Genomic DNA, 23914 nt, shown 5'->3' on the forward strand with positions numbered 1-23914 from the left:
TAGCGCAGGCGGCTGGCGTCGGTCGCCGTGGACGAGGGCGTGCGACGCGCTGCGGGCGTGCGCTCCGGCCGCGCGGACGCCGTGCGGGGCCGCCGGCCACTGGCACTGGCAGCGGCCGGCGCACGGCCCGGGATGGTGCCGCCAGCGGCGGGCCGCATGCCCGGGCACCCGGCACGACGCACTGCGGGCCGGCGGACGCACCGAGCGTCGGGCGGTCAGGCCTTCTTGCGCTCCTCGATGTAGGCCTTGATCTGCCGCTCCAGCACCGGCAGCGGCACCGAGCCCTGCCTGAGGATGGCGTCGTGGAACGACTTGACGTCGAACTTGTCGCCCAGCTCCTTCTCGGCCTGCGCGCGCAGCTTGACGATGGTGATTTCGCCCAGCTTGTAGCTCAGCGCCTGCGCCGGCCAGGAGATGTAGCGGTCGACCTCGGTGGTCACCTCGTGCTCGCTCAGCGCGGTGTGGTCGCGCAGGTAGGCGATGGCACGCTCGCGGCTCCAGCCGTAGTGGTGCACGCCGGTGTCGATCACCAGGCGGCAGGCGCGCCACATCTCGTAGGTCAGGCGCCCGAAATCCTCGTACGGGGTTTCGTAGATGCCCATCTCGATGCCGAGCTTCTCGCTGTACAGGCCCCAGCCCTCGCCGTAGGCGGAGATGTAGGCGCCGCGGCGGAAATCCGGCTGCTCGCCCTGCTCGGCGGCCAGTGCGCCCTGCAGCGCATGGCCCGGGTCGGACTCATGCAGGGTCAGCGCCGGCAGGTTGTACAGCGGGCGCGCCGGCAGGTTGTAGGTGTTGACCCAGTAGGTGCCCATGCCGCCGCGGCCGGCGGTCCAGAACGGGGCGATGTCCGGCGGCACCGGCACGATGGTGAAGCGCGCCCGCGGCAGGGTCATGAACTTGCCGATCACGCCGTCCACGCGCTTGGAGATCCAGGCCGCGCGCCACAGCAGCTCTTCCGGCGTCTTGGCATAGAACTGCGGGTCGGTGCGCAGAAACTCGAGGAAATCGGCGAAGCGGGTCTGCTCGCTCTTTCCCTTGAATCCCACCTTGTCGATGATCGCGTTCATCTCCTGCTGGATGCGGTTGACCTCGCTCAGGCCCAGCGCGTGGATCTGCTGCGGGCTCATGTCCAGGGTGGTGTATTCGCGGATCTGCTGGCGGTAGAACGCCTTGCCGCCGGGCATCTTCTCCGCGGCCAGGGTGGTGCGCGCCTGCGGCACGTATTCCTCGCGGAAGAACGCCAGCAGCTTGCCGAACGCCGGGACCACGCTGCCGGCGATCGCCTGCTGCGCTTCCTCGCGCAGTTTCTGCTGCTCATCGGCCGGGATGCCGGCCGGCAGCCTGCGGAACGGCGCGTACAGCGGCGATTCGGTGGGGTCCTTGAGCGCGGCCACGGTCGAGATCGACACATCGCGGCCGTCGAGCACCGCGCGTGGCACGCTGAAACCACGCTCCAGGCCGGCGCGCATGTTGGCGGTCTGCTGGTCGAAATAGCGCGGCACGTCGTTCAGCCGCGCGATGTAGTTGCGGTAGTCCTGCGCGGTCTTCATCTCGCGCCGGGCCATGAACCCCAGGTTCGACCAGAACGAGGAATCGGAGTTGAACGGCATCTCGTAGGTGCGCAGGCGCACCGCGTCGGCCAGGTTCTCGACCTGGTACCTGTAGATGGCGTAGTTGACCTGGTTCTCGGCCGAGAGCGTGGCCGGGTCGATCGCCTTGAGCTGCTGCAGCACTTCGTCCCACACCTTCAGGCGCGCGGCCTGCGCCTCGGCGCCGACGTCCGGCAGGCGGGTGGCGTTGGCCGGGCCGTCCGCGTCCTCGCTGGCCTCGCCGCCACCGGCCTGGCGCCAGGCCCATTCCTTGGTGTAGATCGCCTTGAACTGCGCATCGGCATCCTGCACGGCCAGCGCCGCGGGGGCGGACGTCCTGGCGGGGGCGGCGTGGACGATGGCGCCCGGCAGGGCAAGGGCGAGCAGCAGGGCGGCGGACAGGGTGGTTTTCACGAACGGCGGGCTCTTCGGGAAACAGAGCCCGATCATGTCACCGGCGGCGCGGCCGTGCATGGTTCGAAAGTCCTGCCCGCACGCGCCGTGCCGGGACGCGGGCCGGATCGGCGCGGCCGCGCGACGGCGGCTGCCGCCGGTGGCTCAGTGCCCGGCCCTGTCCCGCTTCCAGCCGCGGTGGCGGATGTCCAGGTACAGGCTGTAGAGCGCGGTGAACGTGGGGAACAGGTTGCCGAGGATGCCCACCGCGTCGTTCTTGCCGAAGATGAAGTAGCTCAGCGTCATCAGGCTGCCGAGGATGCTCATGTACCAAAACAGGCGCGGGATCACCGGCTTGCCCTCGCGCTTGCTGGCGATGAACTGCACCAGCCAGCGGCCGCCGAACATCAGGGTGCCGGTCAGGCCGATCAGCTTCCACGGCGACATGTGCACGCCGGTCCATTCCAGCCACGGCAGCGGCTGGCTCATGAAATCCATGCTCAGACCTCCTCGACCGCGGTGCGCCTGCTGCGCACGATCAGCCAGGCCACGCCGCGCAGGTCGCGGATGCCGACCAGGGCGCGGCCGAGGTTGTTGTACTTGGACACCCCGGCGGTGCGATGGCGGTGGTTGACCGGCACGCTCACGGTCTGCCAGCCGGCACGCTGCATCAGCGCCGGCAGGTAGCGGTGCATGTGGTCGAAGTACGGCAGGTCGAGGAACGCCGCGCGCTCGAACAGCTTGATGCCGCAGCCGGTATCGGGCGTGTCGTCGCGCAGCATGCGTGCGCGGATGCGGTTGGCCCAGCGGCTGGCCCAGCGCTTGGAGCCGGAGTCCTGGCGGTTGACCCGCCAGCCGGCGAACAGCTTCACCGCGGGCGCGGCGGCGTCGCGCGCGGCCAGCAGTTTCGGGATGTCGGCCGGGTCGTTCTGGCCGTCGCCGTCGAGGGTGGCGATCCACGGCCCGCGCGCGGCCTTGACCCCGGTGCGCACGGCGGTGCTCTGCCCGCTCTGGCTGACGTGGTGCAGCACCCGCAGCTCCGGGGTGGCGGCCTTGAGCGCGCGCAGTACCTGCAGGGTGTCGTCCTTGGAGTCGTCATCGACGTAGACGATCTCGAAATCGACCCGGCCGCGCAGCGCCGCGGTGATCTCGGCGACCAGCGGGGCGACGTTGTCGCGTTCGTTGAAGACGGGGACGACCACCGAAAGTGCGGGTTGGCTCATCGCGGGATCCGTTCGTGCAGTAAGAGGAAAGACCGCGCATTTTCGGGTACGCGGCTGGCTGGAAGAGGGGTCAGGCGGCGGCGCCGAAGTAGTCGCGGCACCAGGCCACCACCGGCGGCAGTCCGGCCTCGATCGGGGTGGCCGGGTCGAAGCCGAAGGCGGCGCGGGCGCGCGCGGTGTCGGCCATGGTCTCGACCATGTCGCCCGGCTGCATCGGCTTGTAGACCTTCAGCGCCGGGCGCCCGGCGGCGCTGGCGATCACCTCGATGAAGCGTTCCAGCTCCACCGGGGTGTGGTTGCCGAGGTTGAATACCCGGTGCGGCACGCCGTCCTCCGAAGGGTGGTCGAGTGCGCCGAGGATACCGGCGACGATGTCGGAAACATGCGTGAAGTCGCGGCGCATGCGGCCTTCGTTGAACACCTCGATCGGCCGCCCGGCCAGCACCGCGCGCGAGAACAGCAGCGGCGCCATGTCCGGCCGGCCCCACGGGCCGTACACGGTGAAGAAGCGCAGGCCGGTGGCGCGCAGGCCATACAGCTGCGCGTAGGTGTATGCCATCAGCTCGTTGGCGGCCTTGGTCGCCGCGTACAGCGAGCGCGGCCGGTCCACGCGCTGGTCCTCGGAGAACGGCGGCGTGGCCGAATCGCCGTACACCGAGCTGCTGGATGCATAGACCAGGTGCTGCACGTCGCGGTGGCGGCACAGCTCGAGCATGTTGACGAAGCCGGCCAGGTTGCTGTCGACGTAGGCATGCGGGTTCTGCAGCGAGTAGCGCACGCCGGCCTGCGCGGCCAGGTGGATGACCCGCGACGGGCGGATCTCGTCGAACAGCGCGGCCAGGCCGTCGCGGTCGGTCAGGTCCAGCGCGCGGATGTCGACCTGCGGGCACAGCGCGGCGACGCGGTCGCGCTTGAGCTGCGGGTCGTAGTAGTCGTTGTAGTTGTCCAGCCCGACCACGCGCGCGCCGCGCGCGGCCAGGGCCTGGCAGGTGTAGGCGCCGATGAAGCCGGCGGCGCCGGTGACGAGAACGGTCATCTGTCTGGTCCGGAAAAAAACTGGGTCAAGCGCCGCTCCACGGGGAAGCGGCATCGGCGCCGGCACCACCACCGGCCGGCAGCGGTTGCGCGGCATGCGGCGTGCGGCGCCTGGGCCGCCGCTGCACACCCGGCCCCGCGGGGCGGCGGTGGGTGGATGCCGGCCATTATCGCCGCCGCGCCTCCCGGCGTGGACCGGGACGCCCGCTCACAGCGTCAGCGGGTCCCGCGCCAGGGCGGCCTTGCGCTCGCGGCTGAAGGCCCACCACGGCTGCGGATCGCCGCCCTCCATGAAACGCACGACCGACAGGAACACGTCGATCACGCAGGGGTCGTGCACCACGCCGGTCTTCAGGCACAGCTGCGCGTACATGTCATAGGGATCACGCCCGCGCAGGTGCGCGGGAACCCCGATCCCGATCAGACGGAGATCCTTTTCACAGGCCGGCCCGACATTCGGCAGGTCGGTCAGACGCAACAGGTGATTGCGGTCGACCTTGGTGGGGTTCATTGCCTTGCATGCACCTCGGGGGTGGGAGGGAACGTCAGCCGTGCTGACGGGTACGCAGCCTCTCCAGCACGCCGTCGAGCGTGTCCAGGTCGGTGTAGTGGATGACCAGCTTGCCCTTGCCGCCACGGCCGTGGTTGATGGCGACCCTGGTGCCCAGCGATTCGGACAGCTCGGTCTCCAGCGAGGCGATGTCGGCCTGCGGCGCGCTCGGCGCCGGCCTGGACTTGCGTGCGCCCGGCACCTTGCCGGCGGCGAACTGCTGGGCGCGGTGCTCGACTTCGCGCACCGACCAGCCTTCGTCGGCGGCGTCCTGCGCCAGCTTGGTCGCCAGCTCCGGCGCCAGCGTCAGCAGCGCGCGGGCGTGGCCCATTTCCAGGCGGCGGCTTTCCAGCAGCACGCGCACGCCGGCGGGCAGGTCGATCAGGCGCAGCAGGTTGGACACCGAGGCGCGCGAGCGGCCCACCGCCTGCGCGGCTTCGGCGTGGGTCAGCGAGAACTCGGAGATCAGCCGCTGCAGCGCCTCGGCTTCTTCCAGCGGGTTGAGATCCTCGCGCTGGATGTTCTCGATCAGCGCCATGGCGATGACGGTGCGGTCTTCCAGTTCGCGCACCACCACCGGCACTTCGTCCAGCCCGGCCAGGCGCGAGGCGCGCCAGCGGCGTTCGCCGGCGACGATCTCGTACCTGCCGCCCTCGACCTGGCGCACCAGGATCGGCTGGATCACGCCCTGGGCCTTGATCGACTCGGACAGCTCGGACAGCTTGGCCTCGTCCATCTCGCGGCGCGGCTGGTACTTGCCCGGCTGCAGCAGGTCGATCTGCAGCTTGCGCAGCACCTCGCCCGGCTGCGGCTCGGCCACCGCCGCCACCGATACCGGGGTCACCGCGCCCTTGGGGCCCAGCAGCGCATCGAGGCCACGGCCCAGTCCACGTTTCTTCGCAGCGCTCATCAGACAGCCTCCATGGCCCTGACGGCCCTGTTGCGTTCATCGGTGCGGCGGATCAGTTCGCCCGCCAGGCCGAGGTAGGCCACGCCGCCGCGCGAGGTGCGGTCGTAGCCGACGATGCTCTGGCCGTGGCTCGGCGCCTCGGCCAGGCGCACGTTGCGCGGCACGATGGTGCGGAAAACGCGGTCGCCGAAATGCTCGGTCAGCTCGGCCGAGACCGCATTGGCCAGGTTGTTGCGCACGTCGAACATGGTGCGCAGCACGCCTTCGATTTCCAGCGCCGGGTTCAGGTTGGCACGCAGCGCCTCGATGGTCTCCACCAGCGCGCTCAGGCCTTCCAGCGCGTAGTACTCGCACTGCATCGGCACCAGCACCGAGTCGGCGGCGGCCAGCGCGTTGAGGGTCAGCAGCGACAGTGCCGGCGGGCAGTCGATCAGGATGAAGTCGTACTCGCCGCGGATCGGCGCCAGCGCGCGCTTGAGCCGCTGTTCGCGGCCTTCCTGCTCCATCAGCTGGATCTCGGCCGCGGTCAGGTCGATGTTGCCCGGCAGCAGGTCGTAGCCCTCCGGCGCCTTCACCCGGATATCGGCCGCGGCGCTCTCGCCCAGCAGCAGGTCGCAGGTCGATGCCGCGACCTCGCGCTTGTCCACGCCGCTGCCCATGGTCGCGTTGCCCTGCGAATCCAGGTCGACCAGCAGCACGCGCCGGGGCGCTGCGGCGAGGGCGGCGGCCAGGTTCACGGCGGTGGTGGTCTTGCCGACGCCGCCTTTCTGGTTGGCGATGGCGATGATGCGAGCCATGCGGATGGGCCTCATGGGCTGGAAGGTTGGGACTGGCCATTATGCGGGCTGGGGGCCGGATCGGGGAAATCCGGGCCCGCGAACAGACGATGGCGCCCCGGGAACCCTGTGGCCGGGCCCGCCAGGCCGGGCGATGGGCCGCAGCGGATTCCAGCATTGCCAGACGACCAACGGCGTCTTTGTCCTTGTGGAGACCACACGGTCCTGCCGCGCGTGGGTGGCGTGGGAATCACCCCTGGCACCTCGGCAAGGCCCGCCCATGCTCACGAGCCGGACCAATGGTGCCACCCCGATGCGGACGCGGTATGGTCCTGCCCACCAGGCCTGCAGGGGAATCCAGCAGTGCCTGCGGCCCGCCGGACGCCAGGTGAATCCCATCGCTTCAACGGTATGATCCGGTGAGCCGGCGCGGGCAACGGCCTGATGCGGTCACGCAGGGGAAACCCGGGCAATGAATTGCTTGAGCGCCAAGGCGTGCCCAACCCGGACGCGGCGGGCCACACGCCCTGGCAGGCGTGGGCAACCTGCCGTGGCCGATGCGGGAATGATGTGCCCTACGCGGGCGAGTGCCTGGCCGGGAATCCGGCCAGGTCAAGGTCATGGAGGTGGCGAATGATCCCCCGGGCAGTGGCGGTCTGTTTGTTCTTCTGGCTTTGTGGCCAGCCAATCCTGGCCGGCGCGTACCCCTGCCGGGAAATCGTCGAAACGGACGTCACCTATCAAGCCTCGCCAATCCTGACGATCGTCGGCAAAAGGGCCCGGGCGGACGGCGCTCCCTGGGCAGCCATCCTGGAAGGCAATGTGGACCAGGTACGCGACAATTACGAGGCCATTTCAAAGATCGCCGTCGCTTACGACGATGCCGAGCTGGTGGAGCGCATCTCTGACGGCGTTCTGTTCGATGTTTCCACAGAGCAGAAGTTTGCCGTCCTGGCCGCTGCGGCCCTGTGCAACAGCCCAAGGTCGGCGCAGGCCATTCTGAAACTTGGCGTACCCGCGGGTTATCGCACCCCGGGCCACGCCGATGCCATGGCCACCGCCATTCTTGAAGGCAGCGCTGATGTCATCGGCGTACTCCTGGCCAACGGCTATGCCGATTGCACGCAGGCCATCGGATATCGCTCGAAATCAGCCGAACTTGCCAAGGTCAGGGGCATGAACGGATTGCATGAGGAGCTCTCGGCCTGCCATTAGCTGACCGGCACCCCGGGAACCTGTCGGCGCGCGGACGGAGTCTCTTGCTGGCTATCCGCTCGTGGACGGCGGGTTCTCCGCCACATTGAGCTGCGGGCAACCCGGGCGCCGGCTCTCAGCGGGAACGATGGCTGCCGATCCAGCCACCGCCGCCCCCGGCCCGGCCCGGCCCGGGACGGACGGAAGGAAGCGCGGATACCAGAGCGCGTCGAGGGTGGCCTACTTGCCGTCCTGCCCGGTGCTCCCGCGGCTGCACACCACCAGGTGGCGCTCGCCGACCAGCCCCGGCACCGGCAGCGGGCGCACCTCGAGCACGTGCCAGTCGGCCGGCAGCGCGGCGATTTCCTCGTGCGGGTATACGCCCTTCATCGCCAGCAGGTGGCCGCCGGGGCGCAGCAGGTGGCCGCCGACCGCGACGATGCCGGCCAGGGTGTCCATGGCGCGCGCGGTGAGGTTGTCGTAGGCGGCCGGCTCGTCCAGCGCTTCGGCGCGGGATTCGGCGACGCGGGCGTTGCCCAGGCCGAGCTGGCGCACCGCTTCGCGCAGGAAGCGCGCCTTCTTGCCGTTGCTCTCCACCAGCGTCACCTGCAGCTGCGGGCGGGCGATGGCCAGCGGGATGCCGGGCAGCCCGGGACCGGTACCGAGGTCGGCCAGGGTGCCGGATTCGACGTGCGGCACCATCGCCAGCGAATCGAGCAGGTGGCGGGTGACCATCTCGTGCGGGTCGCGGATGGCGGTGAGGTTGTAGGTGCGGTTCCAGCGCACCAGCAGCGCCAGGTAGGCCAGCAGCGGCGGCGCCAGCGCGGCGTCCAGGCCCATGGCCTGCAGGCCGCGCTGCAGTTCGTCGGCCACGCCGGGCGGGAGGGAAATGTCGTTCATCGGCGGATTATCGCAAAGGGCAGGAGTGAGTGAAGAGGAGTGAGGAGTGAGAAGAAGCGGGAGCGCTTGGCTTTTACTCACTTCTCACTCCTCTTCGCTCACTCCTCAAAACGGGTACCAGGCCAGCGCGGCGCGGAAGTCCGGCGTGGCCTGCCATTCGTGCAGGTGCCAGCGCGCGGCTTCGCCAAGCCCGGGGTCGCACCAGGCCAGGCGCAGCGCACCGTCCGCGCCGGGAGCGAAGCACAACCGGTGCAGGCCGAAGGACAGGCCGTGGCCATGCGCCTTGAGCAGCGCTTCCTTGGCGCACCACACGCGGAAGAACCAGTGTTCGCGGGCGGCATCGTCCAGGCCGTCCAGCCAGGCGATCTCGTCGGGATGGAAGAAGCGCGCGATCACCTGCCGCATCTGCCGGCGCGGGCGCTGCTGTTCCAGGTCCACGCCGAGCCGGGCGTGTTCGCCCAGCGCCACCAGCAGGTGGCCGCCGCTGTGGCTCCAGCCGGTGCCGTAATGGGCCAGTTCGCCGATCAGCCAGGGCCGCCCGCGCTCGTCGCGGGTCAGCGGCAGCGCCTGCGGCGTGGTGCCGAGTTCGGCCGCCAGCAGTTCGCGCGCCTGCGGCTCGCCACGCGCGCCGGGCTGGTGCGGCAGCTGCCATACCCTGACCTGCCCGAAGCGCCAGGCCTGAAGCGTCTGCATCAACGCCACGCCGCGGTCCACAAGCGCTTCACGCCCGATCGTCTTGACTGCACCGGTCGCACCGCTCCGGGTGCACACACGAAAGGAGACATCGGCATGGGCATCATCATCTGGTTGATCGTGGGCGGCGTAGTCGGCTGGCTGGCCAGCCTCATCATGCGCCGCGACGCGCAGCAGGGCATCATCCTGAACATCGTGGTGGGCATCATCGGCGCAATGATCGCCGGCTTCCTGTTCAGCGGCGGCAGCATCAACGGCGCCATCACCCTGCGGTCGTTCCTGTTGTCACTGGTGGGCGCGGTGATCCTGCTGGCCATCGTCAACCTGTTCACGCGCAAGAGCATCCGGTAGAACCAAGGAGTGAGTGAAGAGGAGTGAGGAGTGGGAAAAAGCGGGCGCGCCCCTGCCTTTCTCTCACTTCTCACTCCTTCTTTTCTCTCACTCCTCAACCACCACCCAGGCCGGCGCATGGTCGCTGGGGCGGTCCCAGGTACGCGGCTCGCGGTCGATGCCGGCGGCCACCGCCTTGTGCCGCAGCGCCTCGGACACCAGGGTCAGGTCGATGCGCAGGCCCAGGTCGCGGCGGAAGCCGGCGGCGCGGTAATCCCACCAGCTGAACACCCCGGCGGCGTCGTTGTGCAGCCGGAAACCGTCGTGCAGGCCCAGCTGCAGCAGCTTGTTCAGCGCGCCACGCTCGGCGGTCGACGTGAGGATGTGGTCGCCGTTCCAGACCGCCGGGTCGTGCACGTCGCGGTCGTCGGGGGCGATGTTGAAGTCGCCCAGCACCACCAGCTTCGGGTACTTCCGCAGCTCGTCGGCGATCCAGCCGTGCACCGCCTCCAGCCAGCGCAGCTTGTAGGCGTACTTGTCGGTGCCCACGTCCTGCCCGTTCACCACATAGAGGTTGACCACGCGCACGCCATTGACGGTGCCGGCGATCGCCCGCTTCTGCTCGTCGTCGAAGCCGGGGATGCCGACCTGCACGTCCTCGATCGGGTCACGCGCCAGCAGCGCCACGCCGTTGTAGGTCTTCTGCCCGGCGAACACGTTGCGGTAGCCCAGTTCCAGCAGCCGCGTGTCCGGGAACCTGTGATCCTCCAGCTTGGTTTCCTGGATGCCGACCACGTCCGGGGCGAAGCCGGCCAGCCACTGTTCCAGGTGCGGCAGGCGGACATTGAGCGAATTGACGTTCCACGAGGCGATTTTCATGGCGCGATTCTACGGCCTGGCGCCGCGCACCGGGCCGGCGGCGGCGCCGGCACTACAAACAAACGCTATTGCATGAATGTCGGGGAATACACTTTTTCAGCGTTCCGAATCGCGCAGACTGCCCCGCAGGATGAGGGGAAACCATGCGTAGCAAGCTGTTCGTGCCCGGCGCACGCCCGGAACTGTTCGACAAGGCGCTGGCCGGCGCGGCCGATGTCCTGTCATTCGACCTGGAGGATTCGGTGCCGGAGGCCGGCAAGGCCGCCGCCCGGGTACAGGTCGGCGGGTTCCTGCGCCGCGCGGACGTCGCCGCCAGCGGGCGGCTGCTGATCGTACGCTGCAACGGCACCGACACCGCCCATTTCGCCGCCGACCTGGCCGCGGTGGCGCTGCCCTCGGTGTGGCTGCTCAACCTGCCCAAGGTCGAATCGGTGGCGCAGGTGCACCAGGCAGTCGCGATGCTGGAACGCGCCGAGGCCGGCAACGGCGTCGCGCGGCCGATCGGCCTGCTGCTCAACATCGAGACGCCGCGCGGCCTGCGCCTGGCCGCCGAGCTGGCCGCCGCGCATCCACGCGTGGCCGGGCTGCAGCTGGGCCTCGGCGACCTGTTCGCACCCAACGGCGTCGCCCGCACCACGGACAACGTCCACGCCACCCTGTTCGCGCTGCGCATGGCGGCGGCCGAGGCCGGGGTGTTCGCCTGCGATGGCGCGTTCCCCGACGTGGCCGACGAGGACGGTTTCCGTGCCGAGGCGCGGCTGGCCCGCGACCTGGGCTTCATCGGCAAGAGCTGCATCCACCCGCGCCAGGTGGGCCTGGCCAACGCGGTGTTCGGCGTGTCCGACGCGGCGCTCGCCGAAGCCGGGCGCATCGTCGCCGCCGCCGCGGCCGCCAGCGCCCGGGGCCGCGGCGCGTTCCTGTTCGAGGGACGCATGATCGACCTGCCTTTCCTGCGCCGCGCCGAAGCGCTGCTGGCCACCGCCGGCCGCGCCCACGCCGCGTCCTGACCCCCTGCCCTGCCGAGCCACATCGATGCCGATACCCGCAGTAGCGCCCGTCCATTCCCTGCCCCGACGCCTGCTGCGCGGGTTGCGCCTGCTCACGGCGACGGCACTGCTGGCGCTGGGCGGCACCGCCGCGGCGGACAACCTGACCACGGTGACGTCCGGCACCCTGGCGCCGCTGCCGGCCGATGCGGCCGAACCGCGCCTGCTGGTGATCGACGGCCGCGACGTCGCCCTGTCCGCCGACAGGGCCTGGGCGCTGTCCACCGACGGCAAGGCCTGGCAGCCGCTGGCGCTGGCGCCGGCCGCGGCCACGGACGACATCCGCATGGCGGTCGCCGCCGGCGGCCAGACCTGGCTGCTGCGCGGTGGCAGCGGCGACCGCAGCGACCGCCTGCAGGGCGTGCGCCTGCAGGGTGGCACCCTGGCAACCGGGCGCACCCTGGCGCTGCCGGCGACGCTGGGCCAGGCCCAGGCGACCGCGCTCGGCGACGTGCTGTACGTGGCCGGCACCGGCGCCGACGGCACGATGCACCTGTACCGGCACGCGCTGGCGGCCGAGGGCGGCAGCTGGCAGGCACAGCCGGCCTGGCCGGGCGCCGGGCGGCTGGTGGCGCTGCAGGGCCAGAAGGGCGGCCTGTACGCGGTCATCGGCGACGCCACCGGTGATGCGCTGTGGCGCTGGACCGCGGACAAGGGCTGGCAGCAAGCGCCGGCACCGGGCGGGCACATCCTGCCCGGCTCGCTGCGCGCGCTGGGCCAGGCGCACCTGCTGATGCTGGTGCGCGAGGCCGGCGACGTCAGCCTGCGCACTTTCCACACGATCACCAGCGCCTGGGCCACGCTCGACGCGGCCGAGGCGCCGCCGCCGGTACAGATCGCCGCGCGCGGCAACGGCCTGGCCTGGACCGGCGCCGACGGCGGCGTGCACTACGCCGAGGTACAGGGCGGCAAGCACCTGCTGGGCTGGCTGGACTGGAGCGTGATCGTCATCTACCTGGCCGGCATGATCGGCATCGGCGTGTACTTCTACCTGAAGGACCAGACCGCGTCGGAATCGGAGTTCTTCGTCGGCGGCCGCAGCATCCCGTTCTGGGCCGCCGGCATCAGCCTGTACGCCACCAACACCAGCTCGATCAGCTTCATCGCCATCCCGGCCAAGGCCTACGAGACCAACTGGCAGTACCTGACCAACAACCTGGTGGCGGTGCTGGGGCTGATGTTCGTGGCGGTGTGGATCGTGCCGCTGCTGCGGCGGCTGGACCTGATGAGCGTGTTCTCCTACCTGGAGACCCGCTTCCACCCGGCCATCCGCATGCTCGCCAGCGCCCTGGCCATCGCCATGCAGGTCGGCAGCCGGCTGAGCGTGATCCTGTTCCTGCCGGCGCTGGCGATCGCCACCATCACCGGCATCGACGTGGTCTGGAGCATCCTGATCATGGGCATCTTCACCATCATCTACACGGTGATGGGCGGCATGCGCGCGGTGGTCTGGACCGACTTCGTGCAGGTGTTCGTGAAGATGGGCGGGGCGATCTTCGCCATCGGCTTCATCGTGTGGACCCTGGGCGCCGACTTCGACGGCATCCGCGAAGCGGCGATGGCCGAGCACAAGACCAAGCTGCTGGACTTCAGCTTCGACCTGACCAAGGCCACGGTGTGGGGCTTCATCTTCCTGGTGGTGTTCGACGTGGTGCTGACCTTCCCCAAGGACCAGGTGCTGATGCAGCGCACGCTGGCGACCAAGTCGGACAAGGAGGCCGGGCGCTCGATCTGGATCTTCGCCGCGATCATGATCCCCGGCGGCTTCATCTTCTACAGCATCGGCACCGCGCTGTGGATGTACTACAAGCACAACCCGGGGCGGCTGGACCCGCTGCTGCCGATCGACGCGACGTTCCCGCTGTTCATCGCCGCCGAGCTGCCGCCGGGCGTCACCGGCCTGATCATCGCCGGCATCTTCGCCGCGGCCATGTCCACGCTGTCGAGCATCATCAACAGCGTGGCCACGCTGCTGTCGGTGGACTTCTACGACAAGCTGGCGAAGAACCCGACCGAACGCGGCAGCGTGCGCTTCGCCGAGATCATGACCGTGGTCGTCGGCCTGGCCGGCATGGGCCTGGCGCTGGTGCTCTCGCGCTATGACATCCACTCGCTGTTCGACGTGTCCATCGAGCTGGCCGGCCTGCTCGGCGGCGGTTTCGCCGGTGCCTACACGCTGGGCATGTTCACCCGCCGCGCCAACTCGCCGGGGGTGGCCATCGGCATCGCCGGCAGCATTGCCCTGACCCTGCTGGCGTGGTCGTTCGACCTGGTGCACCCGTACTTCTACCTGGGCATCTCGATCCTGCTGTGCATCGTGATCGGCTACCTGGCCAGCCTGTGCTTCCCGGCGCCGGCGCGCTCGCTCAAGGGCCTGACCATCTACCGCCAGGACGCCACATGAACGGCCGGCGCGCGACCGTGACGTTGGTCGGATGCCGCGCGCCGGACCCTGCTGTAGCGTTGCCCCCGAGCCAAAGGGCATAGCCGTGGAAACCCAGTTCCTCAATACCTTCGTCACCGTCGTCGACCGCGGCTCGATGGCCGCGGCGGCGCGTTCGCTGCACATCACCCCGGCCGCCGTGGCCCAGCAGATCCGCACGCTGGAACGCGAGCTGGGCGCGCCGCTGATCGCCCGCGCCGGGCGCACGGTCAGCGTCACCGCCGAGGGCGCACGCATCCTGCAGCGCGCGCGCGACCTGCTGCGCGACGTCTCCGACCTGCGCAGCGTGGCCAACGAGAGCGGCATGGCCGGCGAGCTGCGGCTGGGCGCCTGCCCGACCGCGCTGGCCGGGCTGGTGCCGGACATCCTGGCGCGGATGGTGGCCAAGTTCCCCGAGATCAACGTGTTCATCCGCCCCGGCTACTCGGCCGACCTGTACGGCGCGGTGGAAGCCGGCGACCTGGACGCGGCGATGGTGCTGCAGGCGCCGTTCTCGCTGCCCAAGACCTGCGACTGGCAGCTGCTGCGCGAGGAACCCATGGTGGTGCTGGCGCCGGCGCGGCTGGCCTCGCGCGACCCGCACGCGCTGCTGCGCGACGAGCCGCTGATCCGCTACGACCGCCATGAATGGGGCGGGCGCCAGGCCGACGAGTACCTGCGCCGGGTCGGCATCGTGCCGCGCGAGCGGTTCGAGCTCAACGCGCTCAACGCCATCGCGGTCATGGTGGACCGCGGGCTGGGCGTGTCGCTGGTGCCGGACTGGGCGCGGCCATGGCCCGAAGGCCTGGCGGTGGCGCGGCTGCCGCTGCCCGAACCGTGCGAGCCGCGCCGCATCGGCATGGTCTGGTCGCGCTCGTCGGTGCGCATCCGCCAGGTCAACGCGCTGCTGGAAGAAAGCCGCGCCGAACTGTTGCCCGGCAAGTCCTAGCCACGCCCGCCGCGCCCGGCCGGGCGCCCTGTGCGCATGCGCCGGAGCGGCGCGATCGGCAACAAATCCTAGGCAGTGAACATACGATTGCGCGCTTCTATCGTCATGAAGCCGCACCTAGTCTTCGGCCAAGACCGGCCGGTGCGTGGCCAGATCCCGTAGAGGATCGTCCTCCACCCCGGCCCGACGGGCGCAAGCCCGGACGCGATATCCGGCACGGTCGACTCCCCGGTCGTCGGCGCCGCAATCCACTTCGGGGGGAGAGAATCAATGATCAAGCCACTTACGGCCGCCATCGGCATGGCCCTGCTCGCCGGCATGACCGGCGCCGCCTGGGCGCAGGACGCCGAGGACAAGCGCCAGGACAAGGCCATCGACCTGGACCAGGTGATCGTCACCGGTACCCGCACCGCCACCGCCATCGACAAGATTCCCGGCGCCATCACCCTGGTGTCCAAGGAAGAAGTGCAGCGCACGCTGAGCCTGACCGAAGACGCGACCGCGGTGCTGGCGCGCACCGTTCCCGGCTACGCCGAGTCGTCGCAGGCGATGAGCAACACCGGCGAAACCCTGCGCGGCCGCATCGCGCTGCGCCTGTTCGACGGCATCCCGCAGGGCTCGCCGCTGCGCGAGGGCAACCGCAACGGCACCTTCACCGACATGGGCGTGGTCGGCCGCATCGAGGTGATCAACGGCCCGTCCGCCTCCGAAGGCATCGGCGCGGCCGGCGGCATCATCAACTACATCTCCAAGGTGCCGACCGTCGAGGGCCACGAGACCGAGGTCGTGTCGCGCTACTCCACCCAGTTCGGCGACGACAGCGCCGGCTGGAAGCTGGGCGTGAACCACGCCTACAAGGGCGACGACGTGGATGCGCTGCTGAGCGCGTCGTACATCGACCGCGGCATTTCCTACGACGGCAATGGCCGCCGCATCGGCATGAACACCAGCGGCTCGACCTCCGATTCCGAGGCCCGCAACCTGTTCCTGAAGGCCGGCTACAACTTCGGCGAATCCGGCGCGCAGCGCCTGCAGGCCAGCTACAGCCGCTTCAAGATCGAAGGCAAGGCCAACTACCGCCAGGTCGAAGGCTGCCGCTACGACCCGGTGACCTGCCCCGTGCCGACCACCAATACCTCCGAGCGCGGCGCTGTCGCCGGCTCGCTGGCCGAGTTCAACGACTTCACCCAGTTCGCGCTGAACTACAGCAACGGCGACCTGTTCGGCGGCACCCTGGTGGCCGACTACTACTGGGCCGACCAGGCCATGCGCTACCTGCCGGAGAACGGCGACGACAAGCAGCTGGTCAAGGTCGGCCCCGGTTTCGACGAGAACCAGCGCATCTTCGACCAGTCCGAAATCACCTCGAAGAAACAGGGCCTGCGCAGCTCCTGGACCCGCGGCGACGTGTTCGGCGTGGAAGGCCTGCAGCTGCGCGCCGGCGTGGACCTGGTCAAGGACGAGGCCGCGCAGCGGCTGGCGCTGACCGACCGCCTGTGGGTGCCGCCGATGAAGTACAGCAGCACCGCGCCGTACGCGCAGCTGACCTGGGACATCGGCCCGGTGACGCTGAGCGGCGGCCTGCGCCGCGAGGACGGCGAGCTCAAGGTCGACAGCTACACCACCACCGCCTACCGCAACAGCGTGTTCGTGCAGGGTGGCGGGCTCAAGTACACCGAGAACATGAAGAACCTCGGCGCGATCTGGCGCGTGACCGACGAGCTGTCGGTGTTCGCCTCCTACGGCGAAGGTTTCGGCCTGCCGAACATCGGCATCCCGCTGCGCAACATCAACGTGCCGGGGCAGTCGGTGGACCGCATCGCCGACCTGCAGGCGATCATCGTCGACAACCGCGAGTACGGCTTCAACTGGCGCGGCGACCGTGGCGCGCTGGGCATGTCCTACTACGACAGCCGCTCGGAGTTCGGCACCTCGCTGGCCATCGACCCGCGCACCAATGACTTCATCCTCAGCCGCGCACCGACCCGCATCAAGGGCTTCGAAGCCAACGGCGAATGGCGCTTCAGCGACGCCTGGAAGGTCACCGCGCTGTACTCGCGCATCCGCGGCACCACCGAGTACTACCCGGGCTCGGGCCTGATCAAGAAGATGGGCGTGCTGGACATCAACCCGGACAAGATCGGCGCCTCGGTGGCGTGGAACTTCCTGCCCGAAGCCAATGTCACCCTCGGCGCCACCAAGCTGCTGGACCGCGACCTGCGCGCCACCCACACCCGTCCGGACACCGGCACGGTGTACCGCAACGAGGAGAACACCGAAGGCTACGTGCTGTTCGACCTGGTGGTGAACTACGACACCGGCCGCTACGGCAAGCTGTCGCTGGGCATCGAGAACCTGTTCGACAAGCAGTACATCCTCAGCTGGTCGCAGCTGCCGGGCTGGCAGAACTACTGGTCCGGCCGTGGCCGCATGGTCTCGCTGAGCCACAGCATCAAGTTCTGATCGCGTCACCCCCAGCGGCGTCCCGGTTCACCGGGGCGCCGCTTTCGTTTGCACCCCGCGCGCGCCGGCATCACCCCGGCATCGCTGTGGCCTGAAGCAAGCGGACTTCCCTTTGCGCCGGCGCGCCCTGCGTCTAGGCTGGTCCCGGCAAGGCGCACCCGGCGCCAATGCACGCCCCGCTCCCTTCCGCGCCTCGACGGCCGGCCATACGGAACCGCAGCATGCACTCCACGGCATCCACAACCGGCACCACCGCATCCCCGGCAGGGCGATCGCCCGCGCGCTGGCTGCTGGCGGTGCTGCTGGCCGCCGCCTGCGCCGCGCCGGCCGGCGCCCGCGACGACGACCGCTGGCAGCGGCTGGACGCCTTCCTGCAGGACACTACCGGCCCCGGCCGTTTTCCCGGCGCGGTGGCGGTGGTCGAGCACCAGGGCCGCGTGGTCTTCCGCGGCCATCGCGGCCATGCCGACAGCGCCGGCACCCGGCCGCTGCGCGAGGACAGCATCTTCCGCATCTACTCGATGACCAAGCCGGTGACCTCGGTGGCGGTGCTGATGCTGATGGAGGAAGGCCGGCTGTCGCTGGACGATCCACTGTCGCGTTACCTGCCGGCATTCGCCGACCGCCAGGTGGTGGTCGGCGGCGATCCCGCGCATCCGCGGCTGGCGCCGTCGCCCAGGGCGATCACCCTGCGCCACCTGCTGACCCATACCAGCGGGCTGGCCGCGGACCCGGCCGCGCACCCGGTCGCCAGCGGGCTGCTGGACGCCGCCGGCGTCGACGGCGCCACGTCGCTGGCGGACGTGGCCGCGCGGCTGGCAAACGTGCCGCTGGCCGACGCGCCCGGCACCCACTTCCATTACGAAGGCAGCAACACCGAACTGCTGGCGCGGGTGGTGGAGGTGGTCAGCGGCCAGCCGTTCGCGCGGTTCCTGCAGCAGCGCATCCTTGATCCGCTGGCGATGCACGACACCGGCTTCGAGGTGCCTGTCGCCCAGCGCGGACGCGTGGTCGAACTGCCCACCAGCGGCGACGGCGGCCGCCTGCGCCTGGCCGATACCGCCAGCGCCCGCACCCCCGGCGTACGCCTGAAGGGTTACGACAGCGGCGCCGGCGGCCTGTATTCCACCGCCGCCGATTACCTGCGGTTCGCGCACATGCTGCTCGACGGCGGCCGCGGCAACGGGCGGCAGCTGCTGTCGCGCAAGACCATCGATCTGATGATGGCCGACCAGCTCGGCGGCTTCGCGCCGGCGGTGGCCAGCCAGGGGCCGGGCGAAGGCTTCGGCCTCGGCGGGTATGTCGTCACCGACCCCGCCGCGCGCGGCAGGCTGGGCAGCGCCGGCCAGTTCGGCTGGTCGGGTGCCGCATCGACCTACTTCACCATCGACCGCCGCGAGCAGCTGGTGGCGATCCTGATGCTGCAGTACCTGCCCGCTGGCAACCGGCCGCTGGCCTCGCCTTCGACCCGCTTCTACAACCTCGTCTACCAGGCCATTCCATGAGCTCTACCGTCCTCGTTGCCGGCTCGGCCAATCTCGATTTCGTGGTGCGCGCCGCGCACGTGCCGGCGCCGGGCGAAACCGTGCTCGGCCGCGACTTCCAGACCTTCCCCGGCGGCAAGGGCGCCAACCAGGCCGTGGCCTGCGCGCGCGCCGGCGGCGCCGATACGCGCATGCTGCTGGCGCTGGGCGAGGACGATTTCGCCAGGCCCATCGAAACCTCCCTGCGCGATGCCGGCGTGCAACTGCATCTCGTGCGCGACGCACGGTTGCCGACCGGCACCGCCTTCGTCTGCCTGTCCGACGACGCCGAGAACGCCATCACCGTCGCGCCCGGCGCCAACCTGGCGCTGCAACCGGCGCACCTGCCGCCGCTGGACGGGGTGCAATGGCTGCTGCTGCAGCTGGAAACCCCGCTCGATGCCGTGCTGGCCTACGCACGCGCCGCACGCGCGGCCGGGGTCAAGGTGGCGCTCAACGCCGCACCGGCGCAGGTGCTGCCGGCGGCGCTGCTGGCGCAACTGGACATGCTGATCGTCAACGAGGGCGAACTGGACGTGGTCGCCGGCCACCCGCCGGACCTGGCCACCGGCCTGGCGCGGCTGCAGGTGCCGTGCGTGATCGTCACCCTGGGCGCGCGCGGCTGCCTGGCGCGCAGCGAGGGCCGCATCCTGCTGCAGCCGGCGTTCGCCATCGAACCGGTGGACACCACCGCCGCCGGCGATACGTTCTGCGGCACGCTGGTGGCGTGGCTGGCGCGCGGCAAGACGCTGCAACAGGCGCTGCTCGGCGCCAGCGCCGCATCTGCGCTGGCCTGCACCCGGCTGGGGGCGCAGGCCAGCATCCCCGACCATGCCGAGGTCGCCGCACTGCTGGCCGATGCCGCCCGCGTCCCCGCTGCCGACGCCCATGCCGCGCTGGCGACCGCCTGCGCGCTCTGACCCTTTCCGTTTTCCGCTGGATGAATGCCATGACCACGCCGTACACCACGCCCGATTACGACAACGAAGCCGCCGACCACGGGCGTGAGGCGATCACCACCGAGTACAAGTTCTCCCACGTCACCACCGGCCGCTACCTGCCCACCCCGGGCAAGGCGCCAGCCTGGCCGTTCGCCGACATCGGCAGCTGGATGATCGACGCCAACGCCAGCGCCGGTGACTGGCTGACCGAACTGAAGGACTGGCGCCGCGAGCACCTGGTGCGGATCGGCTACACCGACGTGAACTACCGGCGCCCGGAGCTGCAGTGGGCGCAGCGCAACTTCGTGCACGCGCAGATGATGGTCGAGGACCGCTATTTCTTCGACGTGGACACCGCGCAGTACACCGTGGACAGGTACCTGGACGACCTGGTCGCGCGCTTCGGCGGGATCGATTCGGTGCTGATCTGGTACGTCTACCCGAACATCGGCATCGACGACCGCAACCAGTTCGACCTGGCGCACACCCTGCCCGGCGGCCTGGAAGGCTTGAAGGCCGCGGTGCAGGCGTTCCAGAAGCGCGGCGTGCGCGTGTTCCTGCCGGCCAAGCCGTGGGACCACGGCACCCGCGACCCGGGCGTGACGCACTGGGACGGGATGGCGCAGATCATCCAGGCCACTGGCGCCGACGGCATCAACGGCGACACCTTCAACGGCGTGCCGCGCGCGTTCTTCGACGCCTGCGATGCCAACGGCAACCCGGTGGTGGTGCAGCCCGAGTCGACCATCAGCTCGGAGGAACAGCTGATCTGGAACGTGCAGAGCTGGGGCAAGAAGGCGCCTGATGGCCCGGTGCCGCCGGTGTCCAAGTGGAAGTGGCTGGAGCCGCGGCACATGGTCAACTACGAGAACCGCTGGGGCCGCAACCGCAACCACGACCTGCAGTACTGCTTCTTCAACGGCATCGGCTACAACGCCTGGGAGAACATCTGGGGCATCTGGAACCAGTTCACCGCGCGTGACGGCGAAACGCTGCGCCGCATCGCCGCGATCTACCGCCAGTTCCCGCAACTGGTGGTGTCGCAGGACTGGGAGCCGTACCAGGTCTGCTACCAAGGCGGCATCTTCGCCAGCCAGTTCCCGGTAGAGGGCCTGTGCCTGCATACCTTCATCAACCGCAACGAATACGCGGTCAACGGCGAGCAGATCGGCCTGCCGCACGTGGACGGCACGCGCTACTACGACGTGTGGCACGGCGTGGAGCTGTCGCCGTCGATCCGTGACGGCGTGGCGGTGATCGAACTGCCGATGGAAGCACGGGGCTTCGGCGCGGTGCTGAGCGTCGGCCCGGGCGTGGTGCTGGATGGCTTGGACGCGTTCCTGGCCGAGACCGCGCGGCGCGCGGCACAGCCGCTCAACAGCTACTCCGGCGCCTGGAAGGCGGCCCCGCAGCAGCTGCGCGCGATCGCGCCGACGCCGCCGCAGGCCAGCGCGCCGGCGGGCATGGTCACCATTCCGGCCGGCGAGTTCGTGTTCGCCGTCGGCGGGGTCGAGATCGAGGGCTTCAACTGGGCCGGCCAGGACGTGCAGTTCCCGTGGGAGGACTGCCCGCGTCGCCACCACCGCCGGCGCATGCGGATGGACGCGTTCCACATCGACCGCCATCCGGTGACCAACGCGCAGTTCAAGGCGTTCATCGACGCCACCGGCTACCACCCGGCCGACGACATCAATTTCCTCGCCCACTGGGTGGACGGCGCGCCGCGCCCCGGCTGGGGCAACAAGCCGGTGACCTGGGTATCGCTGGAGGACGCGCGCGCCTACGCCGCGTGGGCCGGCAAGCGCCTGCCGCACGAATGGGAATGGCAGTACGCCGCACAGGGCAGCGATGGCCGGCGGTATCCGTGGGGCAACGACTGGGACCCGGCCCGGGTGCCGCGGGTGAACCGCGGCCGCCGCATCCTGCCGCCGGACGACGTCGACGCGCACCCGGACGGCGCCAGCCCGTTCGGCGTGGAGGACCTGGTCGGCAACGTGTGGCAGTGGACCGACGAGTTCGTCGACGAGCACACCCGCGCGGCGATCCTGCGCGGCGGTTCCAGCTATCAGCCGCAGACCTCGCACTGGTACTTCCCGCAGGCCTACCGGCTGGACCAGCACGGCAAGTACCTGCTGATGGCGCCGGCCAAGGACCGCAGCGGCATGCTCGGCTTCCGCTGCGTGGTGGACGCGGCATGAGCGCGGCGATCAGCAGCGGCCAGCAGCTGGCCGCGCCCGCGGCGGTGCGGCTCGACGGCCTGTTCGGGCAGATGCTGGCGGCCAATCGCGGCGGCCGGCTGAGCCACTTCATCGTCGATGAGGACAGCCCGTCGATCCGCATCTTCGGCCAGGCGCACAAGCAGCAGAACCAGGAAGGCGACTGGTACGGCGAGCATGCCGGCAAATGGCTGTCCGCCACCGCCCGCGCGGTGGCGCAGGGCGGGCAGCCACAGCTGCAGGCCAACCTGCGCCGCGTGGCCGACTGGCTGGTCAGCCAGCAGGACGATGACGGCTACCTCGGCAATTACGCCGCCGACCGCCGCTTCACCGTGCCGCAGCCGCCGCGGCCGGAAAGCTGGAACGGCGAGCCGGCGCTGCGCACCTGGGACATCTGGACCCACAGCTACCTGATCCTGGGGTTCCTGGAGACCTGGCGCGCGTTGCGCGACGACCGCTACCTGCAGGCCGCGCGGCGCATCGCCGACCTGTGCTGGCAGGCGCTGGAATCGGGCATCGACATCACCACGCTGGGCAACCACCACGGCATGTCCGCCACGGTGCTGCTGGACCCGGCCGCCGACCTGTACCTGGCCACCGGTGAACCCCGCTATCTGGCGCTGGCCGAGAAGATCCTGCAGCAGGCCAACGCCAACCCACGCCTGGCGCTGCTGGACAAGGCGCTGGCCGGCGAGGACGCGGCCTTCATCGCCACCGGCAAGGCCTACCAGCTGTGCTGGAACCTGGTCGGGCTGGCCAAGCTGTACAAGGCCACCGGCAAGGACGAGTACCGCGTCGCGGTCGATACGCTGTGGCACAACATCCGCGCCCATCACCTCACCCTGGGCGGCGGCCCGTGGGGCGGCGTGGCGCACCGGTCGCGTGAAGTGTTCAACGCGCCGCGCACGTTCTTCCCGCAGGCCTACGTGGAAACCTGCTCGGTGCTGGCATGGATGCAGCTGAACCGCGAACTGCTCGCGATCACCGGCCACGCGCGTTACGCCGACGAACTGGAACGCACCGCCTACAACGACCTGCTGGCGGCGATGGCACCCGATGGCGAGGACTGGTGCTACTACACCTTCCCCAACGGCAAGCGGGTACACACCACCTACTGGCGCTGCTGCAAGTCCTCCGGCGCGATGGCGGTGGAGGAACTGCCGCAGGTCGCCTACGGCACCAGCGCCGACGGCAGCCTGCGGGTCAACCTGTACGGCGCCGGGCAGGCGACCCTGCAGCACCCGGAGGCCGGCGCGGTGACGCTGCAGCAGCACACGCGCTATCCGTTCGATGGCCGGATCACGCTGCGGGTGACACCGGAAAACAGCGCCAGCTTCGGCATCGGCCTGCGCATCCCCGGCTGGGCCGAGGACGCACGCATCCAGGTCAACGGCGTCGAGGTGCCGGTGCAGGCGGGTGCGGACGGCTTCGTGCAGCTGCGGCGGCAATGGCAGGCCGGTGACATGGTCAGCGTGGTGCTGCCACTGCGGCCGCAGCTGCAGCGCGCGGCCAACGTCAACGTGCAGGAATCGCGCGCGCCGGATGGCTCGCCGGTGGCGCAGGAAGTGCTGCGCTGGGAGTACATCGGCCTGACCTACGGTCCACTGGTGTACGCCACCGGGCTGATCGACGGCTACAAGACCGACGAGACGGTGAAGCTGCCGGCCGGCGATCAGGCGAATTGGCTGCAGGTCGGAGACGACCAGGGCGAAGGCGCGCCGGTGACGATGCGGCTGGACTGCCGCGCGCCGCTGGTGTTCGAGCCCTACTACCGCTGCGGCGGGCGCGAGCACGGCGCCTGGCGGCTGACCTGGCTGTCGCTGGCGCCGTGAAGGCGCCGGCCACGCGGCCATTCACCGCTTTAAGTCCTCGCTGAAAATAC

Annotated in this window: 20 protein-coding genes; 10 read left to right on the forward strand and 10 right to left on the reverse strand. The window is 70.0% G+C overall.

Annotation, left to right across the window (positions count from 1 at the left end; genetic code table 11):
• Positions 1-215: 215 nt before the first annotated feature.
• The 7 genes from ACJ7VY_RS15830 to ACJ7VY_RS15860 form a co-directional block, all read right to left on the reverse strand.
• A complete protein-coding gene (locus ACJ7VY_RS15830) occupies positions 216-2003 on the reverse strand; it encodes a DUF885 domain-containing protein (RefSeq protein WP_409476830.1) in 1788 nt (595 codons plus the stop codon).
• Between the two features lie 144 nt (positions 2004-2147).
• Positions 2148-2480, reverse strand: a complete 333-nt coding sequence (locus tag ACJ7VY_RS15835; RefSeq protein ID WP_409476027.1) for a lipid-A-disaccharide synthase N-terminal domain-containing protein — start codon at positions 2478-2480, stop codon at positions 2148-2150.
• Positions 2481-2482: 2 nt separating this feature from the next.
• Positions 2483-3205: a glycosyltransferase family 2 protein gene (locus tag ACJ7VY_RS15840; RefSeq protein WP_104939936.1), complete on the reverse strand. Its 723-nt coding sequence runs from the start codon at positions 3203-3205 to the stop codon at positions 2483-2485.
• Between the two features lie 70 nt (positions 3206-3275).
• Positions 3276-4241, reverse strand: coding sequence for an SDR family NAD(P)-dependent oxidoreductase (locus ACJ7VY_RS15845; RefSeq protein WP_293755557.1), 966 nt, complete (start codon positions 4239-4241; stop codon positions 3276-3278).
• 207 nt (positions 4242-4448) lie between these two features.
• Positions 4449-4751, reverse strand: a complete 303-nt coding sequence (locus ACJ7VY_RS15850) for a helix-hairpin-helix domain-containing protein (protein WP_409476028.1) — start codon at positions 4749-4751, stop codon at positions 4449-4451.
• Positions 4752-4785: 34 nt separating this feature from the next.
• Complete coding sequence (locus tag ACJ7VY_RS15855; protein WP_409476029.1) at positions 4786-5700, reverse strand: ParB/RepB/Spo0J family partition protein; 915 nt, start codon at positions 5698-5700, stop codon at positions 4786-4788.
• Positions 5700-6497, reverse strand: a complete 798-nt coding sequence (locus tag ACJ7VY_RS15860; RefSeq protein WP_054668374.1) for a ParA family protein — start codon at positions 6495-6497, stop codon at positions 5700-5702. The genes ACJ7VY_RS15855 and ACJ7VY_RS15860 overlap by 1 nt, the downstream gene beginning before the upstream one ends.
• Positions 6498-7109: 612 nt before the next feature.
• On the opposite strand from ACJ7VY_RS15860, the gene ACJ7VY_RS15865 reads away from it, so the two are divergent.
• Positions 7110-7691, forward strand: a complete 582-nt coding sequence (locus tag ACJ7VY_RS15865; RefSeq protein ID WP_321989560.1) for a hypothetical protein — start codon at positions 7110-7112, stop codon at positions 7689-7691.
• Positions 7692-7910: 219 nt separating this feature from the next.
• Here the strand turns inward: ACJ7VY_RS15865 and rsmG are convergent, their stop codons facing one another.
• Together rsmG and ACJ7VY_RS15875 are read right to left on the reverse strand one after the other, a co-directional pair.
• Positions 7911-8570 (reverse strand): 16S rRNA (guanine(527)-N(7))-methyltransferase RsmG, encoded by a 660-nt coding sequence (gene rsmG, locus ACJ7VY_RS15870; RefSeq protein ID WP_409476030.1) that lies wholly within the window; start codon positions 8568-8570, stop codon positions 7911-7913.
• A 105-nt stretch (positions 8571-8675) separates the two neighbouring features.
• Positions 8676-9272: a 4'-phosphopantetheinyl transferase family protein gene (locus tag ACJ7VY_RS15875; protein ID WP_161615188.1), complete on the reverse strand. Its 597-nt coding sequence runs from the start codon at positions 9270-9272 to the stop codon at positions 8676-8678.
• Between the two features lie 87 nt (positions 9273-9359).
• Here ACJ7VY_RS15875 and ACJ7VY_RS15880 point away from each other — a divergent pair, with 87 nt between their 5' ends.
• Positions 9360-9614 carry a GlsB/YeaQ/YmgE family stress response membrane protein gene (locus ACJ7VY_RS15880; RefSeq protein WP_104939941.1) on the forward strand — a complete coding sequence of 85 codons (255 nt, stop codon included), beginning with the start codon at positions 9360-9362 and terminating at the stop codon, positions 9612-9614.
• An 87-nt stretch (positions 9615-9701) separates the two neighbouring features.
• Here ACJ7VY_RS15880 and xth read toward each other — a convergent pair whose 3' ends face one another.
• Complete coding sequence (gene xth / locus ACJ7VY_RS15885) at positions 9702-10472, reverse strand: exodeoxyribonuclease III (RefSeq protein WP_104939942.1); 771 nt, start codon at positions 10470-10472, stop codon at positions 9702-9704.
• A gap of 143 nt (positions 10473-10615) precedes the next feature.
• Between xth and ACJ7VY_RS15890 the strand changes: the two genes are divergently transcribed.
• The 8 genes from ACJ7VY_RS15890 (at position 10616) to ACJ7VY_RS15925 (ending at position 23864) form a co-directional block, all read left to right on the forward strand.
• A complete protein-coding gene (locus ACJ7VY_RS15890; RefSeq protein ID WP_409476031.1) occupies positions 10616-11479 on the forward strand; it encodes an HpcH/HpaI aldolase/citrate lyase family protein in 864 nt (287 codons plus the stop codon).
• Between the two features lie 82 nt (positions 11480-11561).
• Positions 11562-13922, forward strand: coding sequence for a sodium:solute symporter family transporter (locus ACJ7VY_RS15895; protein ID WP_409476032.1), 2361 nt, complete (start codon positions 11562-11564; stop codon positions 13920-13922).
• A gap of 85 nt (positions 13923-14007) precedes the next feature.
• Positions 14008-14889 carry a LysR family transcriptional regulator gene (locus ACJ7VY_RS15900; protein WP_199776739.1) on the forward strand — a complete coding sequence of 294 codons (882 nt, stop codon included), beginning with the start codon at positions 14008-14010 and terminating at the stop codon, positions 14887-14889.
• Positions 14890-15159: 270 nt separating this feature from the next.
• Positions 15160-17352, forward strand: coding sequence for a TonB-dependent receptor (locus ACJ7VY_RS15905; RefSeq protein WP_104939946.1), 2193 nt, complete (start codon positions 15160-15162; stop codon positions 17350-17352).
• Positions 17353-17573: 221 nt separating this feature from the next.
• On the forward strand, positions 17574-18857 hold the full coding sequence (locus tag ACJ7VY_RS15910) for a serine hydrolase domain-containing protein (protein WP_409476033.1): 1284 nt from the start codon (positions 17574-17576) through the stop codon (positions 18855-18857).
• Positions 18854-19795 carry a ribokinase gene (locus tag ACJ7VY_RS15915; protein WP_409476034.1) on the forward strand — a complete coding sequence of 314 codons (942 nt, stop codon included), beginning with the start codon at positions 18854-18856 and terminating at the stop codon, positions 19793-19795. The genes ACJ7VY_RS15910 and ACJ7VY_RS15915 overlap by 4 nt, the downstream gene beginning before the upstream one ends.
• Before the next feature lie 29 nt (positions 19796-19824).
• Positions 19825-22014: a formylglycine-generating enzyme family protein gene (locus ACJ7VY_RS15920; RefSeq protein WP_409476035.1), complete on the forward strand. Its 2190-nt coding sequence runs from the start codon at positions 19825-19827 to the stop codon at positions 22012-22014.
• Positions 22011-23864 (forward strand): glycoside hydrolase family 127 protein, encoded by a 1854-nt coding sequence (locus ACJ7VY_RS15925; protein ID WP_409476036.1) that lies wholly within the window; start codon positions 22011-22013, stop codon positions 23862-23864. Before ACJ7VY_RS15920 ends, ACJ7VY_RS15925 begins: the two co-directional genes overlap by 4 nt.
• Positions 23865-23914 lie beyond the last annotated feature (50 nt).

Source organism: Stenotrophomonas sp. Y-13 (assembly GCF_046267925.1).
Classification (GTDB): domain Bacteria; phylum Pseudomonadota; class Gammaproteobacteria; order Xanthomonadales; family Xanthomonadaceae; genus Stenotrophomonas; species Stenotrophomonas acidaminiphila_A.

What these genes read in the sequence shown, in the direction of transcription:
- ACJ7VY_RS15905 (WP_104939946.1), top strand. Translation starts at nt 15,160, where the DNA reads ATGATCAAGCCACTTACGGCCGCCATCGGCATGGCCCTGCTCGCCGGC.
- ACJ7VY_RS15910 (WP_409476033.1), top strand. Translation starts at nt 17,574, where the DNA reads ATGCACTCCACGGCATCCACAACCGGCACCACCGCATCCCCGGCAGGG.
- xth (WP_104939942.1), bottom strand. Translation starts at nt 10,472, where the DNA reads ATGAAAATCGCCTCGTGGAACGTCAATTCGCTCAATGTCCGCCTGCCG.
- ACJ7VY_RS15925 (WP_409476036.1), top strand. Translation starts at nt 22,011, where the DNA reads ATGAGCGCGGCGATCAGCAGCGGCCAGCAGCTGGCCGCGCCCGCGGCG.
- ACJ7VY_RS15855 (WP_409476029.1), bottom strand. Translation starts at nt 5,700, where the DNA reads ATGAGCGCTGCGAAGAAACGTGGACTGGGCCGTGGCCTCGATGCGCTG.
- ACJ7VY_RS15835 (WP_409476027.1), bottom strand. Translation starts at nt 2,480, where the DNA reads ATGGATTTCATGAGCCAGCCGCTGCCGTGGCTGGAATGGACCGGCGTG.
- ACJ7VY_RS15915 (WP_409476034.1), top strand. Translation starts at nt 18,854, where the DNA reads ATGAGCTCTACCGTCCTCGTTGCCGGCTCGGCCAATCTCGATTTCGTG.
- ACJ7VY_RS15845 (WP_293755557.1), bottom strand. Translation starts at nt 4,241, where the DNA reads ATGACCGTTCTCGTCACCGGCGCCGCCGGCTTCATCGGCGCCTACACC.
- ACJ7VY_RS15890 (WP_409476031.1), top strand. Translation starts at nt 10,616, where the DNA reads ATGCGTAGCAAGCTGTTCGTGCCCGGCGCACGCCCGGAACTGTTCGAC.
- rsmG (WP_409476030.1), bottom strand. Translation starts at nt 8,570, where the DNA reads ATGAACGACATTTCCCTCCCGCCCGGCGTGGCCGACGAACTGCAGCGC.
- ACJ7VY_RS15865 (WP_321989560.1), top strand. Translation starts at nt 7,110, where the DNA reads ATGATCCCCCGGGCAGTGGCGGTCTGTTTGTTCTTCTGGCTTTGTGGC.
- ACJ7VY_RS15920 (WP_409476035.1), top strand. Translation starts at nt 19,825, where the DNA reads ATGACCACGCCGTACACCACGCCCGATTACGACAACGAAGCCGCCGAC.
- ACJ7VY_RS15840 (WP_104939936.1), bottom strand. Translation starts at nt 3,205, where the DNA reads ATGAGCCAACCCGCACTTTCGGTGGTCGTCCCCGTCTTCAACGAACGC.
- ACJ7VY_RS15850 (WP_409476028.1), bottom strand. Translation starts at nt 4,751, where the DNA reads ATGAACCCCACCAAGGTCGACCGCAATCACCTGTTGCGTCTGACCGAC.
- ACJ7VY_RS15860 (WP_054668374.1), bottom strand. Translation starts at nt 6,497, where the DNA reads ATGGCTCGCATCATCGCCATCGCCAACCAGAAAGGCGGCGTCGGCAAG.
- ACJ7VY_RS15880 (WP_104939941.1), top strand. Translation starts at nt 9,360, where the DNA reads ATGGGCATCATCATCTGGTTGATCGTGGGCGGCGTAGTCGGCTGGCTG.